This window comes from Flavobacterium branchiicola (genome assembly GCF_018383905.1).
Classification (GTDB): domain Bacteria; phylum Bacteroidota; class Bacteroidia; order Flavobacteriales; family Flavobacteriaceae; genus Flavobacterium; species Flavobacterium branchiicola.
In genome coordinates this window covers 31,268-48,021 of record NZ_JAGYWA010000006.1, presented here as the reverse complement: position 1 = coordinate 48,021, position 16,754 = coordinate 31,268, and the positions used below count along the sequence as shown (strand labels likewise).

Below are 16,754 nucleotides of genomic sequence, written 5' to 3'. Positions count from 1 at the left end.
AAAAATTTAATTAAAACTTTCAATTATTTCTGAAAGTTTAAAATAAACAATAACTATGAAAAACATTAATTACTTAAATTATTTCTTTGTTGGTATACCAGCATTAATTTTTCTGCTAGCTTTCTTAGAAATCATTGATTTTACTGTATTTGGATTATTATTCAGCATACTAACAGGATTATTTCAAGTGACTATTGGAGGATGTATGTTATCTGACGAACCTAAAAACAAACATCTTCAAACTTACATCGTCGGAGTAGTCTTATATTTTGTTATAATTTGTATTAACCCAATTTCATCTCATGATCTTAAAATTTATTTTTTAACGGGAATACCGGCAATACTAGCCTTTTATATTTCAATATTAATCTATAAAAAAGCACACAAATGAATTTCTTAAAAGCAGAATGGAAAAATTTAGCCTTATTCAATTATGAAGTTGACCGTGAGGTTTTAGAAAAATATGCTCCAGCTGGAACTGAGATTGATGTTTGGAATAAAAAATGTTATGTGAGCCTTGTCGGTTTTATATTTAAAAATACCAAAGTTTTGGGATTGAAAATTCCGTTTCATATCAATTTTGAAGAAGTGAATTTGAGATTTTATGTCAAACGATTCGAGAATGGAGAATGGAAACGTGGAGTTGTTTTCATTAAAGAAATTGTTCCTAAAAAAGCAATCACTTTTATTGCCAATACTTTGTATCAGGAACATTATGAAACCCAAAAGATGAGACATGAAATCATTGAAAATAAAGAAACCAATACTTTTATTTATCATTGGAAAAAGGATAAAAAATGGAATACAATTGAAATCGCAACTAAAAAAGTTTTAAGCGAAATTGAAGTCAATTCTGAGCCAGAATTTATTACGGAACATTATTTTGGATATACAAAAATCAACGAAGAAACGACTTTTGAATATGAAGTTACCCATCCGAGATGGGAACAATTTGAGGTTTTAAATCATCGAATTGATATTGACTTTGGAAAAACCTACGGAAATGATTTTAAATTTCTACAAAACCAAAATCCTGCTTCTGTATTCTTAGCAAAAGGATCTAAAATTACAGTTAAGAATAAAAGAAAACTTCAGACTAATTCTGTTCTGAAAGAAATGCATTAAATCTTATAAACCAAGAAATTATGAATCTGAATATTATTGGGTATTTAATCTACCTCAGCATTACAATCTTCATTATTCTAAGAGTTGGCAAAATCTGTTATAAAAATGGAAATATCTATGTTTCAGAATTGATTCCAAATCATAAAGCTATTTGCCACAAAATAAATCAGGTTTTGTTAATGGCTTATTATCTCTTAAATATAGGGTATTGCGCCATGACTTTAATTTCCTGGCAGAAAATAACTTCATCAGCTCAATTAATTGAAACTATTAGCATAAAGACTGCTGTCATTATTTTTATCATATCTGCGCTTCATTATCTCAACATTATAATTATCACTAAATACATTCAAAAATTAATCAAATAACAACTAAAATTAAATATCATGGAAACTACAAAAATCTTAATTGGTTACGGAATCTATTTACCTGTTGCATTATTTTTAACTTATTACGTTTCTAAAACACTTTTTAAAAATGGCAAAATATTTATGCTCGATATTTTTAAAGGAAGAGAAGATATTGCCCAGGCAACAAATAAACTTTTTGAAACTGGGTTCTATCTTTTAAATATTGGCTTTGCTCTAATGATTCTGGAATTACAATTAAGCAGAGATAGTTATCAGGAATTAATCGAAAATCTAAGCTATAAAATTGGAGGGTTTTCTATTTATCTTGGTATCATGTTATTCTTTAATTTGTATTTCTTTTTTAGAGGAAAAAGAAAAGCTAAAGAAGCACAACAGGAAGAAAGATTGGTTTTTAAAGCTTAATATTTATAACGAAACCCGACAGGTTTTAAAAAACTGTCGGGTTTAATACCGAATACAAATGACGAAACTAATTATAGCAGCGGGAACTGGTTTTCTAGGACAAGTTTTAGTAAATCATTTCAAAAATAAATTTGACGAGATTGTAATTCTGACTCGAGGAAAATCAAAAACTATTGACGGAATTAATTATGTAAACTGGAACGCCAAAACATTTTCGGGTTGGGAAAAGGAATTAGAAAACGCAACAGTTTTAATTAATCTAGTTGGAAAATCTGTTGATTGTCGATACACGAAAGAAAACAAAAAAGAAATTTTGTGGTCTAGAATTGACAGTACCAAAATTCTGAATAAAGCAGTTTTAAAGTGTGTGAATCCACCGAAACATTGGCTCAATTCATCAACAGCAACTATTTATCGTTTTTCATTAGACAAACAAATGGATGAAGTTGACGGCGAAATTGGAAATGACTTTTCTATAAATGTGGCTTTGTCTTGGGAGAAAGCTTTCTTTAAAACCGAAACTCCAGGAACTTTAAAAACGGCTCTGCGAACTTCTATAGTTTTAGGGAAAAATGGCGGCGCTTTTATTCCGTTAAAAACGCTGACTAAAATTGGTTTTGGAGGAAAACAAGGAAGCGGCGATCAGTTTGTAAGCTGGATTCATGAAGAAGATTTTGCAAATGCAGTTGATTTTACAATTCAAAAAGAAATGACTGGCGTTGTAAATGTTGTTTCTCCTCAACCAATCAGAAATGCAGATTTCATGGAAAAACTTAGAAAAGCAATTGGTTCCCCATTTGGAATTCCGTTAAATACTTTTCTTTTGGAAATTGGTTCTTTTCTCATTCGAACAGAAACAGAATTGATTTTGAAAAGTAGAAATGTGATTCCGAAACGACTTTTGGAGAATGGGTTTCGATTTAAATTTGGAAATATTGATGAGGCTTTTAAGAATCTAACTCACTAAAAACTTTGTCAAAGTTTGAAACTTTGACAAAGTTAAAACTCATCTAAATGACAACAATAAACTTAACCACCAAAATAAAAGCACCAAAACAAATTGTTTTTGATGCCTCAAGAAATATTGATATTCACCAACAATCGGCAAGTCCATCAAATGAAAAGGCAATTGCCGGAATAACTTCGGGCTTAATTAATTTAAATGAAACGGTAACCTGGCGCGGCAAACATTTCGGATTTTATCTCACACACAAAAGTCGAATCACCGAAATGAATCTTTACGACTATTTTGTGGATGAAATGGAAAAAGGCAAATTCAAATCGTTCAAACATGAACATATTTTTGAAGAAGAAAACGGAATTACAATTATGAAAGATAAATTGCAATATGAAACTCCGTTTGGAATTTTCGGAAAGTTATTTGATGTTTTATTTTTGAAAAAGCATTTGATAAATTTTCTTGTAGAAAGGAATAACGTTTTGAAAGAGATTTCAGAAAAAAATAAAGGATGAATTGCCTCCAGCTTTAGCTGGAGGAGAAATGGAATAAATGTTGTGGGCTTTAGCCAAACTTTATCATTCGGCTAAAACCCTGATTAGAGTTTCTCTTTAACCTCCAGCTAAAGCTGGAGGCAATTCAAAAACATTGAAATCAAATTCAATTTTTAAGATACTAAATTTCAAACATAGCCCAAGGTTTCAACCTTGGGAAACGTGTATTGAGGAATATAGATTTTGAAAACGAATTTCTCGTTTTAAGATATGCGTGAGGGATAGAAGTGGAAAGCCCACAGCCTGACGAAGGAAGAGCGAGGACTTGAAACGGATAGCCCGACAGCATCCCGATAAAAGGGCAAATAAGCGCAACGTGGATTAGCCCTTTTATCGCGATGGTGGCACGCCCAAATTAATTTCATTATTAAAGAAAAACAACCATTAGCCACCAAAAAATTGGTACACTTTCTACCCAAAAAGAAGTATAATATTTCGAACGGTTTGTATTGGCAAATGCTATAAACAGCATCAATATGGTGACCATTATCAAATTTATAATGGCATCATGAATATTAAATGTTGAAACAAAAACTTCTAAAAACCAAAACGGAATCAATAATAAAAATCCTAAAATTTTGGTTTTCTTGACTCCGATGGTTTGCGGAACGGTTTGCAAATGCGGATCATCATTCGCTAAATCTAAAATCTCGAAAACTAAAATCAGTACAAAAACCAAAATAAATCGCTGAATACATTTTATAAAGAAATCTGTTGTAGACGGAATTTCGGCATTTATTAAAGGCAAAACCAAAGTGGCGCCAACCCAGCAAAGTGCTACAATATAAATTTTTACTCCTGCCCAGTTTCTGGCATTTCTTCTATTGGGAAAAAACGGCAAAGTGTAAAGTGCGGTTATAGCAAAAATTCCGACAGAGACGATTTGTGTGATCCTTTTTAAATGGAAAAAATAATAACCCACTAAAATTATCGAAATAAAGCTCAAAACGGCGATTATTTTCAACTGTGTTCCGATGGGATTTTTCTTTACCCGCACCAACGCATCATATTTTACGAAATTATATCCTACAATTGTTCCAAAAAAAACAAAAAGCGCCATTGGCTCATCGTATTGAATATGAAACACATGAAATGTAATTCGTACCAAAGCATAACACGATAAAGCCACGTGAATACTGCTATTTAAATAAAAATCGAAAAACCGTTTTAGTACTATCATACCTCAAAACTAATCTTTTATTAACAAACTAAGTCTTTGATTATAAAATTGATAAAAAATGAAGTTAAAAATACCTATTAAATTATTAATAATACTTAATTTTGCGCGACAAAAAAACAACACATTTAATTTTAAATGTGATTCGTACAGCAAAATGGTGCACGAACACATTAATTTAAAAAATTACATAGCTACAAATGAGAACAGATGCTTTTGCTTTAAGACACATTGGCCCAAGAGAAACAGATCTTCCACACATGTTGAAGACTATTGGAGTTGACTCGATTGAACAACTTGTTTACGAAACCCTTCCGGACGATATTCGTTTAAAAGCTCCTTTGAATTTGGATCCTGCAATGACAGAATACGAATTCGCAAATCATATTCAGGAATTAGGAAAGAAAAATAAAGTATTTAAATCCTATATTGGTTTGGGTTATCATCCAACTATCGTTCCTGCTCCGATTCAAAGAAATATCTTTGAAAACCCGGGATGGTATACAGCTTATACTCCTTATCAGGCAGAAATTGCTCAAGGTCGTCTTGAAGCTATTTTGAATTTCCAGACTACTGTTATTGAATTAACCGGAATGGAAATTGCTAATGCATCGTTATTAGATGAAGGAACTGCTGCAGCTGAAGCTATGGCTTTACTGTTTGACGTTCGTACTCGTGACCAAAAGAAAAACAATACAAACAAATTCTTCGTTTCTGAAGAAATTTTACCACAAACTTTATCAATCCTTCAAACGCGTTCAACTCCAATCGGAATTGAATTAGTTGTTGGAAACCACGAAACATTCGATTTTTCAAATGAATTCTTCGGAGCTATTTTACAGTATCCTGGAAAATATGGTCAGGTAAACGATTATAGTGCTTTTGTTGCTAAAGCAAAAGAAAATGAAATCAAAGTTGCCTTTGCTGCCGATATTTTATCATTAGCTACTTTAACTTCTCCCGGAGAAATGGGAGCTGCTGTAGTAGTTGGAACTACACAACGTTTTGGTGTACCAATGGGTTACGGTGGTCCACACGCTGCTTTCTTTGCAACTAAAGAAGAATACAAACGATCTATGCCAGGTCGTATTATCGGAGTTTCTATTGATGTAAATGGAAACCGTGCTTTACGTATGGCTTTAGGAACTCGCGAGCAACACATTAAACGTGAAAAAGCAACTTCAAATATTTGTACTGCTCAGGTTTTATTGGCAGTTATGGCTGGAATGTATGCCGTATACCATGGACCAAAAGGATTACAATATATCGCAAACAAAGTGCACGCATCGGCGGTTACTACTGCTGAAGCTTTAAATAAATTAGGCGTTTACCAAACCAACACTGCTTACTTTGATACTATTTTAGTAAAAGCAGATGCTCAAAAAGTAAAAGCTGTTGCTGAGAAAAACGAAGTAAACTTTTTCTATCCTGATGCCGATTCGATTTCTATTTCGTTTAACGAAACAACTTCAATTGGTGATGTTAACCAAATTATTGCCATTTTTGCTGAAGCTTTAGGAAAAGAAACTGTTACTGTTTCTGAATTAACCGCTTCAAGTCAATTACCAGCTTCATTAGAAAGAACTTCATCTTTCTTAACGCATGATGTATTCAACAATCATCATTCAGAAAGTCAATTGATGCGTTACATCAAAAAATTAGAGCGTAAAGATTTATCATTGAATCACTCGATGATTTCTTTAGGTTCTTGTACTATGAAATTAAACGCAGCTTCAGAAATGTTGCCTTTATCAATGCCAAACTGGAACAGCATCCACCCGTTTGCACCTGTTGAGCAAGCTGAAGGTTATATCACAATGCTTAAAAAACTAGAGCAACAATTAAATGTAATTACCGGATTTGCAGGAACAACATTACAACCAAACTCTGGAGCTCAAGGAGAATATGCTGGTTTAATGGCTATTCGTGCTTACCATTTATCAAGAAACGAGAGTCACCGTAATGTATGTTTGATTCCTTCATCAGCTCACGGAACAAACCCTGCTTCTGCAGCGATGGCGGGAATGAAAATCATCGTTACGAAAACAACTCCGGAAGGAAATATTGACGTAGAAGATTTAAGAGAAAAAGCGATTGAACACAAAGATGATTTATCTTGTTTAATGGTAACGTATCCTTCTACTCACGGAGTTTTCGAATCTTCAATTATCGAAATCACTAAATTAATTCACGATAATGGCGGATTAGTATATATGGATGGTGCAAACATGAACGCGCAAGTTGGATTAACAAATCCTGCTACAATTGGCGCTGACGTTTGTCACTTAAACTTACACAAAACATTCGCTATTCCTCACGGTGGTGGTGGACCTGGAGTTGGACCAATTTGCGTAAACGAAAAACTGGTTCCGTTTTTACCAACAAACCCAATCTTAAAAGTTGGTGGAGAACAAGCAATTACAGCTATTTCATCTGCACCTTACGGATCTGCTTTAGTATGTTTGATTTCTTACGGTTACATCACAATGATGGGTGCTGAAGGATTAAAAAGCGCTACTGAGCACGCAATCCTGAATGCAAACTACATGAAATCTCGTTTCGAAGGTCACTACCAAATTCTTTACACAGGAGAATGCGGAAGAGCGGCTCACGAAATGATCTTAGATTGTCGTTCATTTAAAGAAAACGGAATCGAAGTTGGTGATATCGCAAAACGTTTAATGGATTATGGTTTCCACGCTCCTACGGTTTCTTTCCCTGTAGCTGGAACTTTAATGATTGAACCTACAGAATCTGAAGATTTAGCAGAATTAGATCGTTTCTGTGATGCTCTTATTTCTATTAGAAAAGAAATCGAAGCATCAACAGCAGATGATAAAAACAACGTATTGAAAAATGCACCTCATACATTAGCAATGTTAACTACAGACAACTGGGATTTCCCTTACACAAGAGAAAAAGCAGCTTATCCATTAGAATATATTGCTGACAATAAATTCTGGCCATCTGTTCGTCGTGTAGATGATGCATACGGAGATAGAAATTTAGTTTGTAGCTGTGCTCCTATTGAAGCTTATATGGAGAACTAAAAAATAGTTTTCTTTTTTATACCAAGTACCCCGATCTGAGAATTCAGAATCGGGGTATTTTTTACCCACTCCTCAATTAAACATCAGAAAAAACCTAATACCCTAATTATTTCAATCGTTTGAAATCTCGGAAAAATTAAAAAATCATTAGAAAATAACCAATATATTACCTGAAAAACAATTATTTCATAATTATATGCATGCATAGTATTTTTTATGATAGTTATCATGATTTTATTTCTATTTTAGCATGAAATTTATCGGATAATTAACGGAAAAATGAAAATAAAAATAATTGGTATTGGGAGTTACATTCCTAATTTAGAAGTAAAGAACACAGACTTTGACAAACATATTTTTTTAAATGAAGATGGAACTCCATTTGGTTATCCGAACGAAGTCGTTATTAAAAAATTCAAAGGAATTACCGGAATCGAGAATCGCCGTTATGCCGAACCACAATATACCGCTTCTGATTTAGCTTTGTTTGCTGCTCAAAAAGCAATCGCAAATGCAGGGATCGATGCCGAAACTTTAGATTATATTATTTTCGCACACAACTTTGGTGACGTGAAAACCGGAACGCATCAAACAGATATTTTACCAAGTTTAGCGACAAGAGTTAAAAACAAATTGGGTATTAAAAACCCAAAATGTGTAGCATACGACATTCTTTTTGGATGTCCTGGATGGATTGAAGGTGTGCTTCAGGCAAATGCTTTCATCAAATCCGGAATGGCAAAAAGAGTAATGGTAATTGGAGCAGAAACTTTATCAAGAGTTGTAGATGATCATGATCGTGATTCTATGATTTATTCTGATGGAGCCGGTGTTTCAATTCTGGAAGCATCAACAGATGAAGCTGGTTTATTATCTTATGAAAGTGCTACTTATGCAAATGATGAAGCTAATTATCTTTACTTCGGAAAATCTTATAATCCAGATTTAGATCCGGATATTAAATACATCAAAATGTACGGACGTAAGATTTACGAATTTGCTTTAAGCAACGTTCCTTGCGCAATGAAGAGTTGTTTAGACAACAGCGGAATTGCTATTGATGAAGTAAAAAAGATTTTAATTCATCAGGCAAACGAAAAAATGGATGAAGCCATTATTGCTCGTTTTTACAAACTATACGACAAAACTCCTCCAAAAGACATTATGCCAATGAGTATTCACGACTTAGGAAACAGTAGTGTTGCAACTGTACCTACTTTGTATGATTTGATTCTACAAGGCAAAATTGAAAACCATGAAATTAACAAAGGTGATGTAATTATTTTTGCTTCTGTTGGAGCAGGAATGAATGTTAATGCTTTTGTTTACAGATATTAAGACAAATTAAGTTTGTTTTAAAGTAATAAAATATTTTCGTAGAGACACGAAATCGCAAAGTTTTTTAAACCATATAAATAATATAAGTTCAATTAAGTGAAAACTTAAAATATCTTATATTATTTATATGGTTATTTTTTTGATCAATATTTTGCGAATTCGCTCCCGATAGCTTTCGGGATTGCGAGAAATTCATTTTAAAACTTAGCACCGCAACTGAACACTAAAAACTGAACACTGATTACTTTTTTAGTATATTTGCGACCTAATTAAAATCAAGAACGAGAGATTGTTTCGTTCCTCGCAAGACTATGTACGAAAAAACGTTTCCGAATAAAAGATTCAAACTTACTTTAGAGTTTTTACAAAAACACGTTAGCACATCAGAAACCATTTTTGATTTTGGAGTTCCAAATCCGTTCTCTAAAATAATGGAAGAAAATGGTTATACCGTAAAAAACACTAAAGGTGAAGATTTAGACAACGATCAAACGGCGCTACAAACTGAAGAATATACTGTTTTTACTGCATTTGAAATTTTCGAACATTTGCTAAATCCATACACTATTTTAGAAAATGTAAAATGCGATAAATTATTAATTTCAATTCCGTTACGTTTGTGGTTTTCTCCGGCGTATCGATCTAAAACAGATATGTGGGACAGACATTATCATGAATTTGAAGACTGGCAACTGGACTGGCTTTTAGAAAAAACAGGCTGGAAAATAACCGATAGAATGCAATTTACACATCCGGTAAAAAAGTTTGGATTCAGACCTTTATTACGATATTTCACTCCAAGATATTATATTGTTGTTGCTGAGAGAGCCTAACGGCAAATTCCAATAAAAAAATTCCAAATTCCAAATTTGGAAAGCTCAAAAATAAAATTCCAAATTCCAATTAAACCTGTTTTGATTGGAATTTGGAATTTAAAATAATTGGATTTTAAATTAAAAATTTATGAAGTACTACATAGTTATACCCGCGCACAACGAGCAAGATCTTATAGGCCTGACTTTGCAGTCTTTGGTTTCGCAAACTGTTTTACCAGCAAAAGTTGTCGTTGTAAATGATAATTCTACAGATAAAACAGAAGAAGTTGTTTTGGGATTTGCAAAAGAAAATCCGTTTATATCTATTGTAAACAAAACTTCAGATGCCATACATATGCCCGGAAGTAAAGTTATTCAGGCTTTTCAAAAAGGTTTCGAGACTTTAGATTCAGAATATGATATTATTGTAAAAATTGACGGTGATTTAATTTTTCCGCCTAATTATTTCGAAACCATAATCAATCATTTCAAATCAGATTCAAGAGTTGGAATGGCCGGCGGGTTCTGCTATATTGATAAAAATGGCGAATGGGTACTGGAAAACCTAACCGATAAGGATCATATTCGCGGTGCTTTAAAAGCGTATCGCAAAGAAACATTTCAACAAATTGGAGGGTTAAAACCTGCAATGGGATGGGATACTGTAGATGAACTGCTTTGTAAATTTTACGACTGGAAAATAGTTACAGACCAATCTTTACATGTAAAACACCTAAAACCTACAGGAGCTAATTACAATAAAACAGCCCGTTATAAACAAGGCGAAGCTTTTTATACTTTAGGATATGGTTTTTGGATCACAGCAATTGCATCGGCAAAATTGGCTATGATGAAAAAGAAACCGTTTCTGTTTTTAGACTATATTAAAGGTTTTTTGAAAGCAAAAAAAGCGAAAACCCCTTTATTAGTTACTCCTGACCAAGCTAAATTTATAAGAAAGTACCGCTTTCAAAAAATGAAACAAAAGTTAATCTGATTGGTAAAAAAAACCGAAAAACGGGAACTCATAACCCAAAACTCATAACTTATTTTTACCTTAGCCAATATTTGTAAAACTTATGATGCTAATTCGTTATTTATCCCAAATAGGGAGATATTTTTTAATGCTGAAAGAAATTTTCAATAAACAGACTAAATGGCCTGTTATGAAAAACTTAATTTTCAAAGAAATTGATGATCTTATTATTGACTCACTTGGAATTGTTTGCTTTATCTCATTCTTTATTGGAGGAGTTGTTGCCATTCAGACCGCATTAAACTTAACTAATCCTTTAATTCCTAAATATTTAATTGGTTTTGCTACACGTCAATCTGTAATTTTAGAGTTTGCCCCAACATTTATTTCGGTAATTATGGCCGGAAAAATGGGATCTTATATCACATCCAGTATTGGAACCATGCGTGTTACAGAACAAATTGATGCGCTAGAAGTTATGGGAGTTAATTCATTAAACTATCTTGTTTTTCCTAAAATTGTAGCTTTATTAATGTATCCTTTTGTAATTGGAATTAGTATGTTTTTAGGAATTTTTGGCGGATGGATGGCTTGTGCATATGGCGGATTCTCGACTAGTCAGGATTTTATTCAGGGTGCTCAAATGGAATTTATTCCTTTTCATATTACATATGCTTTTATTAAGACTTTAATTTTTGCAATGTTATTAGCTACAATCCCATCTTTTCACGGATATTACATGAAAGGTGGTGCATTAGAAGTTGGTAAAGCAAGTACTGTATCATTTGTATGGACATCGGTTTGTATCATTCTTTTTAATTATATATTAACTCAATTATTATTAGGATAATGATAGAAGTAAAAAACATAGAAAAATCATTTGGTGACAGTAAAGTTTTAAAAGGCGTTTCAACCGTTTTTGAAACTGGAAAAACCAACTTGATTATTGGACAAAGTGGATCTGGAAAAACAGTTTTATTAAAAACTTTATTGGGAATTCATACTCCTGATTCTGGAGCTATTGAATTTGACGGAAGAGTTTATTCTGAATTAAATCCGGAAGAAAAAAGAGAATTAAGAACCGAAATTGGAATGGTTTTTCAGGGAAGTGCTTTATTTGACTCAATGACAGTTGAGGAGAATGTCGCTTTCCCGCTAAAAATGTTTACCAATAATAATAAAGCGCAAATCCAGGAACGTGTTGATTTTGTTTTAGAAAGAGTAAATCTGATTGATGCACATAAAAAACTGCCTTCTGAAATCTCCGGAGGTATGCAAAAACGTGTGGCAATTGCCCGTGCAATTGTAAACAATCCAAAGTATTTATTTTGTGACGAACCTAACTCAGGTCTGGACCCAAATACCTCAACGCTTATTGATAATCTGATCAAAGAAATTACAGAAGAGTACAACATAACAACTGTAATTAATACCCACGATATGAACTCGGTGATGGAAATTGGAGAGAATATCGTATTCTTAAAAAAAGGATTAAAAGCCTGGCAGGGAACTAAAGAAGAAATCTTCAGAACGGATAACAAAGACATTGTTAAATTTGTTTACTCTTCAAACTTATTCAAAAAAGTTAGAGAAGCATATTTGAAGGGTTAAAACCCTTTGAAATCCCAATAAAAAAAAATCCCAAACTCCAACGTTTATACAATTGGAATTTGGGATTTTTTTATTGAATATTGATTAATTCTACTTCTGCGTTTGGATTAAAAAGGTATGTTTTTCCTGAGCTAATTTCGATGCATTCAAAACGTTTTGTTCGAACGGCTAGCTTCTTAAATACTTTTCCGTTTTTGATTCTAAAAACACTTCCGTAAGGAATTTCAAAAACATAATTTTTATCGTTTTCTTTATCATATTGCTTTAAAGCTAAAGACAAAGTTGTATCAGTATCACTACTTGCAGACGGATTTTTAAAATGCCTCGCCAGTAATGGTAATATTTGTCCCGGGAATATTTCCGGTCTTATAAATGGAATCATTAAACGCTGAAATGTATGCTTCCATTCGTTCCCGTGCGGTTTAATATTTCGTCCGAACTTTTCAAAAGCAACCAAATGCGCAATCTCATGAATTAGTGTAATCAGAAACCTGTACTTATTCAAACTTGCATTAACCGTGATTTCATGTTTACCAGTATGTCCGCGCCTGTAATCGCCATGTCGCGTCTGACGCTCATTTACGATTTTAAGATGAACCTGATTGGCAACAATCAAATCAAAAACAGGCTTTACAGCATGCTCCGGAATATATTTGGCTAAAGTTTCGCTCAAAGCAATTATAAGTTATGAATTATGAATTATGAGTTATAAGTTTCTTTTTGGACGTGATTATTATGCTTCTGATTATTTTCAAAACCTCGGTACATTGTTGATGAATTGAATTAAATTCTATCACTGAAATATAATTCGTTTCCTTTAAAATTTCAAGCCAATACATTGATTCATCACATTCCTTTTGGGCTATTGATAATTTATGTATAAAGTCAGGTTTACTTTGTGCATTAACGGCTTCGCGAACATTGGCTCCGACAGAAGTTATTGAACGCAAAAATTGTTTACTAATTATAAATTCCTTTTTTTCAGATACAAACCATTTGTAAAAATTAATTCCTCTTACGGCTAATTCAAAACTTTTGGCTTTCACAATACTCTCACTCATAACTCAAAATTCATAATTCATAACTAATTTACGGATTAGTCGAAGAAACCTCCAAAACCTTTCCGTTAAAATATTTATTTCCGTTAAGCGTAAAATCGTAAATATAAGTTGCCATTCCTTCCGCAGAAATTGGCGCCTGATAACCCGGGAAAGCTTCATTTAGCATTTCAGTCTGAACGGAACCTAGCGCCAAAACATTAAACGAAATTCCTTTTTCTTTATATTCCTCAGCAAGCAATTCAGTTAATGTAATTACAGCACCTTTACTTGAACTGTAAGCTGCTAAACCAGCAAACTTCAAACTTCCTCTTACACCGCCAATAGAACTAATAGTTACAACATGGCTTCCTTTTTGTAAATACGGAAGACAAATTCTCGTAAGATTTGCAACTGCAAATACATTCACTTTATAAATACTTTCAAAATCAGCTTGAGTGGTTTCTGCAAAAGGCTTCAATAATAATGCTCCCGCGTTATGCACAACAGCATCAACTTTTTTCCATGTTGAAGAAAGAAAATGATCCACTACATCCAGCGATTTTTCATCTGCCAGATCAATAGACAGACACGTTATATTTTGATGTTCTAAAAGCGCTTTTGGTGTTTTTCTGGAAATAGCCAAAACCTGATTTCCGGCATTTGCAAATTGCAAAGCCAGTTCATAACCAATTCCTCTACTCGATCCTGTAACAATAATATTTTTCATGCAGCAAAAATAAGCAAAACCAAAATTATAGCTCTATTATTTATTCATTGTAATTTCTTGTGTTGCCGAATTCGCAATACGCGTTACAGCAGGAAGTAGTTCCTGTGTAAATGAAGTGATATGGGCAATATCCATCAGCTTAAATTCATCCGAAACGTGGTGATAAAAATCAAAATTTTCAAAATCAAACGTACTTATAGATTGACAAGGTTTTCCGAAAGCCTGAAAAAACGAATAATTATCAGATCTGTAAAACAATTGATATTCTGCTTCTTTTGGCAAAAAGCCAATAGTATTTTTACCTGTATATTCATTTATTTTCTCCGCCATGTTCGATTTATCAAAACCGGTTATATAAGCCAGATAATCACGTTTCATAGGAACACCTATCATTTCGATATTCAATTGTGCATATAAATTAAAGTTCTTCTTTTTTAGTTTCTCTACCAAACTTTTAGACCCTAACAATCCTTTTTCTTCTCCGGCAAAAAATACCACAAGAATACTTCGCTTATTAGATTTTGTTTCTGCAAAATATTTTGCCATTTGAGCAACTGCCGTAACCCCCGATGCATCATCATTTGCTCCATTATTAATAACATCATCCTGTTTCTTATTCTCTAAACCAATGTGATCGTAGTGGGCGCTCAAAACAACATATTCGTTTTTAAGAACAGGATCTGTTCCTTCAATAACCCCAACAATATTATAAGCGGGAGAATTAAAGTTGGTTAAAGTATCACGATAAGAAGAAAAATAAGGTTTGATAGTATTCTTTTTAAAGAAATTTTCCAAAAACACAGCAGCTTTTTCCATTCCTTTTGTTCCGGTTTCACGCCCTTCTAATTCATCTGACGAAAGGTATTTTAAGAAATCTGAAACATCGGTTTGCGAAACTTTATAGTTAACTTCCGCAGCTTTTTCACTTGTGTTCGATGTTTTTTCTACTACTGTAGAATTATTAGATTTACAACCGAACATTACAAAAGGAAGTAGAAAGTATAGTTTTCTCATAAAATGAAAGCTTAATATTATAAAGTTGAATATTGATTTAATTAATTAGCTGTCTGAAAAGTAGCAAAAAAAAATTAAAAAACCCTTTCAAGGCTAAAAAAGCTGAAAGGGTTTTGTCTGTATTTTAATAAAGGTTTAAGCTTATCCTGCTATAACTGATCTTGAAATTACAATTTTTTGAATTTCAGAAGTTCCTTCATAAATCTGAGTAATTTTTGCGTCACGCATAAAACGTTCAACATGATATTCTTTTACATATCCGTTTCCACCGTGAATTTGCACAGCCTCAACAGCAGTATCCATTGCAACCTGAGAAGCGAATAATTTTGCCATTGCACCACTTACATCATAGTTTTTATGCTGATCTTTATCCCAAGCTGCTTTCATACATAAATGACGCGCTGCTTCGATATTAACAGCCATATCTGCCAATTTAAAAGCAATTGCCTGATGATTGCAAATTTCAGTTCCAAAAGCTTTACGTTCTTTAGAATATTTAAGAGCCAATTCGTAAGCTCCAGAAGCAATTCCTAAAGCCTGAGAAGCAATTCCGATACGTCCGCCAGCAAGTGTTTTCATTGCAAACTTAAATCCGAAACCATCTTCACCGATTCTATTTTCTTTTGGAACCTTTACATCACTAAACATTAAAGAGTGTGTATCAGAACCACGAATTCCCATTTTTTGCTCTTTTGGTCCAATAGAGAAACCTGGCATATCTTTGGTCATGATCAATGCATTGATTCCTTTATGTTTTAATTCTGGATGCGTTTGTGCAATCACTAAATAAACTGAAGCTGTATTTCCGTTGGTAATCCAGTTTTTAGTTCCGTTTACCAAATAATGATCTCCCATATCAACTGCAGTAGTTTTTTGAGAAGTTGCATCACTACCAGCTTCTGGCTCACTTAAACAAAATGCACCGTGAATTTCACCAGAAGCTAAACCTGGCAAATATTTTTGCTTTTGCTCTTCTGTACCAAATTCCTGTAAACCCCAACAAACTAATGAATTATTAACAGACATCACTACAGAAGCAGATGCATCAACTTTAGAGATTTCTTCCATTGCAATTACATATGAAATTGCATCCAGTCCGCTTCCTCCATATTTAGGATCAACCATCATACCCATGAAGCCCAGTTGCCCCATTTTTTTTATTTGTTCGGTTGGAAAAATTTGTTTCTCATCGCGTTCAATAACCCCAGGCAACAATTCGTTTTGAGCAAAATCTCTAGCGGCTTGTTGAATCATTAAATGCTCTTCAGTTAGATTAAAATCCATAGTCTTGTTCGTTTTATTGTTTTTTGATAACCAAAATCAAAAACTTTGTTAACAGAGCTGTTTTTGGTCGTTATTTTTTTAATTGTTCTTTTTTTGAAAAAGGCTCCCAAAGATAATTTTTATAACTCAAATTAACAATGCACGCATATAAAATTAATAGATCAGCAATAATTACGATAACGTTTTCGTTATTATTCGGAAATTTTCACCAACTTGCATTAATAACGCAAGGTTTTCTTTAAAATTTAAGAATATAATTGTGCATAAAAAAGCAATTTTCTAAAGTTTTAGTAAAATAAATTCGACAAAAAA

The 16,754-nt window shown here is 33.1% G+C and carries 18 protein-coding genes; 12 read left to right on the top strand and 6 right to left on the bottom strand.

The features are described 5' to 3' along the window. The first annotated feature begins 55 nt into the window (after nt 1–55). Genes KHA98_RS15405 through KHA98_RS15380 form a run of 6 tightly spaced genes read left to right on the top strand, consistent with a single transcriptional unit; the run spans nt 56 to nt 3,371 of the window. Nucleotides 56–391: a hypothetical protein gene (locus KHA98_RS15405; protein ID WP_213258818.1), complete on the top strand. Its 336-nt coding sequence runs from the start codon at nt 56–58 to the stop codon at nt 389–391. Further along, a complete protein-coding gene (locus tag KHA98_RS15400) occupies nt 388–1,125 on the top strand; it encodes a YqjF family protein (RefSeq protein ID WP_213258817.1) in 738 nt (245 codons plus the stop codon). The genes KHA98_RS15405 and KHA98_RS15400 overlap by 4 nt, the downstream gene beginning before the upstream one ends. A 20-nt stretch (nt 1,126–1,145) precedes the next feature. Continuing rightward, nucleotides 1,146–1,493 carry a hypothetical protein gene (locus KHA98_RS15395; RefSeq protein WP_213258816.1) on the top strand — a complete coding sequence of 116 codons (348 nt, stop codon included), beginning with the start codon at nt 1,146–1,148 and terminating at the stop codon, nt 1,491–1,493. An 18-nt stretch (nt 1,494–1,511) separates the two neighbouring features. Then, nucleotides 1,512–1,898, top strand: coding sequence for a hypothetical protein (locus KHA98_RS15390; protein ID WP_213258815.1), 387 nt, complete (start codon nt 1,512–1,514; stop codon nt 1,896–1,898). Between the two features lie 58 nt (nt 1,899–1,956). Then, nucleotides 1,957–2,865 (top strand): TIGR01777 family oxidoreductase, encoded by a 909-nt coding sequence (locus KHA98_RS15385; RefSeq protein WP_213258814.1) that lies wholly within the window; start codon nt 1,957–1,959, stop codon nt 2,863–2,865. Nucleotides 2,866–2,912: 47 nt separating this feature from the next. Continuing rightward, nucleotides 2,913–3,371, top strand: a complete 459-nt coding sequence (locus KHA98_RS15380) for an SRPBCC family protein (protein WP_213258813.1) — start codon at nt 2,913–2,915, stop codon at nt 3,369–3,371. 406 nt (nt 3,372–3,777) lie between these two features. Here KHA98_RS15380 and KHA98_RS15375 read toward each other — a convergent pair whose 3' ends face one another. Continuing rightward, nucleotides 3,778–4,590: a UbiA prenyltransferase family protein gene (locus KHA98_RS15375; RefSeq protein ID WP_213258812.1), complete on the bottom strand. Its 813-nt coding sequence runs from the start codon at nt 4,588–4,590 to the stop codon at nt 3,778–3,780. A 197-nt stretch (nt 4,591–4,787) separates the two neighbouring features. Between KHA98_RS15375 and gcvP the strand changes: the two genes are divergently transcribed. The 6 genes from gcvP to KHA98_RS15345 all read left to right on the top strand — a co-directional run bounded on the left by gcvP (nt 4,788) and on the right by KHA98_RS15345 (nt 12,377). Next, complete coding sequence (gene gcvP / locus KHA98_RS15370; RefSeq protein WP_213258811.1) at nt 4,788–7,637, top strand: aminomethyl-transferring glycine dehydrogenase; 2,850 nt, start codon at nt 4,788–4,790, stop codon at nt 7,635–7,637. 279 nt (nt 7,638–7,916) lie between these two features. Beyond that, nucleotides 7,917–8,975 carry a 3-oxoacyl-ACP synthase III family protein gene (locus KHA98_RS15365; protein WP_213258810.1) on the top strand — a complete coding sequence of 353 codons (1,059 nt, stop codon included), beginning with the start codon at nt 7,917–7,919 and terminating at the stop codon, nt 8,973–8,975. Nucleotides 8,976–9,286: 311 nt separating this feature from the next. After that, nucleotides 9,287–9,808 carry a methyltransferase gene (locus tag KHA98_RS15360; protein WP_213258809.1) on the top strand — a complete coding sequence of 174 codons (522 nt, stop codon included), beginning with the start codon at nt 9,287–9,289 and terminating at the stop codon, nt 9,806–9,808. Nucleotides 9,809–9,938: 130 nt separating this feature from the next. Further along, nucleotides 9,939–10,787, top strand: a complete 849-nt coding sequence (locus KHA98_RS15355) for a glycosyltransferase (protein WP_213258808.1) — start codon at nt 9,939–9,941, stop codon at nt 10,785–10,787. Between the two features lie 82 nt (nt 10,788–10,869). Then, nucleotides 10,870–11,616 (top strand): MlaE family ABC transporter permease, encoded by a 747-nt coding sequence (locus KHA98_RS15350; protein WP_213258807.1) that lies wholly within the window; start codon nt 10,870–10,872, stop codon nt 11,614–11,616. After that, nucleotides 11,616–12,377 carry an ABC transporter ATP-binding protein gene (locus tag KHA98_RS15345; RefSeq protein ID WP_213258806.1) on the top strand — a complete coding sequence of 254 codons (762 nt, stop codon included), beginning with the start codon at nt 11,616–11,618 and terminating at the stop codon, nt 12,375–12,377. Before KHA98_RS15350 ends, KHA98_RS15345 begins: the two co-directional genes overlap by 1 nt. A gap of 70 nt (nt 12,378–12,447) precedes the next feature. Here the strand turns inward: KHA98_RS15345 and KHA98_RS15340 are convergent, their stop codons facing one another. The 5 genes from KHA98_RS15340 to KHA98_RS15320 all read right to left on the bottom strand — a co-directional run bounded on the left by KHA98_RS15340 (nt 12,448) and on the right by KHA98_RS15320 (nt 16,442). Further along, nucleotides 12,448–13,050, bottom strand: a complete 603-nt coding sequence (locus KHA98_RS15340; protein ID WP_213258805.1) for a SprT-like domain-containing protein — start codon at nt 13,048–13,050, stop codon at nt 12,448–12,450. Nucleotides 13,051–13,069: 19 nt separating this feature from the next. After that, complete coding sequence (locus tag KHA98_RS15335) at nt 13,070–13,438, bottom strand: four helix bundle protein (protein WP_213258804.1); 369 nt, start codon at nt 13,436–13,438, stop codon at nt 13,070–13,072. Nucleotides 13,439–13,466: 28 nt separating this feature from the next. Further along, entirely contained in the window at nt 13,467–14,144 is a 678-nt protein-coding gene (locus tag KHA98_RS15330; RefSeq protein WP_213258803.1) for an SDR family NAD(P)-dependent oxidoreductase, read from the bottom strand. 36 nt (nt 14,145–14,180) lie between these two features. Further along, on the bottom strand, nt 14,181–15,158 hold the full coding sequence (locus KHA98_RS15325) for a M20/M25/M40 family metallo-hydrolase (protein ID WP_213258802.1): 978 nt from the start codon (nt 15,156–15,158) through the stop codon (nt 14,181–14,183). A 141-nt stretch (nt 15,159–15,299) separates the two neighbouring features. Continuing rightward, a complete protein-coding gene (locus KHA98_RS15320) occupies nt 15,300–16,442 on the bottom strand; it encodes an acyl-CoA dehydrogenase (protein ID WP_213258801.1) in 1,143 nt (380 codons plus the stop codon). Nucleotides 16,443–16,754: the final 312 nt, after the last annotated feature.

Excerpts from the sequence above, each read along its gene's own strand:
- KHA98_RS15395 (WP_213258816.1), top strand. The coding sequence starts at position 1,146 with ATGAATCTGAATATTATTGGGTATTTAATCTACCTCAGCATTACAATC.
- KHA98_RS15320 (WP_213258801.1), bottom strand. The coding sequence starts at position 16,442 with ATGGATTTTAATCTAACTGAAGAGCATTTAATGATTCAACAAGCCGCT.
- KHA98_RS15355 (WP_213258808.1), top strand. The coding sequence starts at position 9,939 with ATGAAGTACTACATAGTTATACCCGCGCACAACGAGCAAGATCTTATA.
- KHA98_RS15365 (WP_213258810.1), top strand. The coding sequence starts at position 7,917 with ATGAAAATAAAAATAATTGGTATTGGGAGTTACATTCCTAATTTAGAA.
- KHA98_RS15360 (WP_213258809.1), top strand. The coding sequence starts at position 9,287 with ATGTACGAAAAAACGTTTCCGAATAAAAGATTCAAACTTACTTTAGAG.
- KHA98_RS15400 (WP_213258817.1), top strand. The coding sequence starts at position 388 with ATGAATTTCTTAAAAGCAGAATGGAAAAATTTAGCCTTATTCAATTAT.
- KHA98_RS15325 (WP_213258802.1), bottom strand. The coding sequence starts at position 15,158 with ATGAGAAAACTATACTTTCTACTTCCTTTTGTAATGTTCGGTTGTAAA.
- KHA98_RS15350 (WP_213258807.1), top strand. The coding sequence starts at position 10,870 with ATGATGCTAATTCGTTATTTATCCCAAATAGGGAGATATTTTTTAATG.
- gcvP (WP_213258811.1), top strand. The coding sequence starts at position 4,788 with ATGAGAACAGATGCTTTTGCTTTAAGACACATTGGCCCAAGAGAAACA.
- KHA98_RS15345 (WP_213258806.1), top strand. The coding sequence starts at position 11,616 with ATGATAGAAGTAAAAAACATAGAAAAATCATTTGGTGACAGTAAAGTT.
- KHA98_RS15405 (WP_213258818.1), top strand. The coding sequence starts at position 56 with ATGAAAAACATTAATTACTTAAATTATTTCTTTGTTGGTATACCAGCA.
- KHA98_RS15385 (WP_213258814.1), top strand. The coding sequence starts at position 1,957 with ATGACGAAACTAATTATAGCAGCGGGAACTGGTTTTCTAGGACAAGTT.
- KHA98_RS15330 (WP_213258803.1), bottom strand. The coding sequence starts at position 14,144 with ATGAAAAATATTATTGTTACAGGATCGAGTAGAGGAATTGGTTATGAA.
- KHA98_RS15380 (WP_213258813.1), top strand. The coding sequence starts at position 2,913 with ATGACAACAATAAACTTAACCACCAAAATAAAAGCACCAAAACAAATT.
- KHA98_RS15335 (WP_213258804.1), bottom strand. The coding sequence starts at position 13,438 with ATGAGTGAGAGTATTGTGAAAGCCAAAAGTTTTGAATTAGCCGTAAGA.
- KHA98_RS15375 (WP_213258812.1), bottom strand. The coding sequence starts at position 4,590 with ATGATAGTACTAAAACGGTTTTTCGATTTTTATTTAAATAGCAGTATT.
- KHA98_RS15390 (WP_213258815.1), top strand. The coding sequence starts at position 1,512 with ATGGAAACTACAAAAATCTTAATTGGTTACGGAATCTATTTACCTGTT.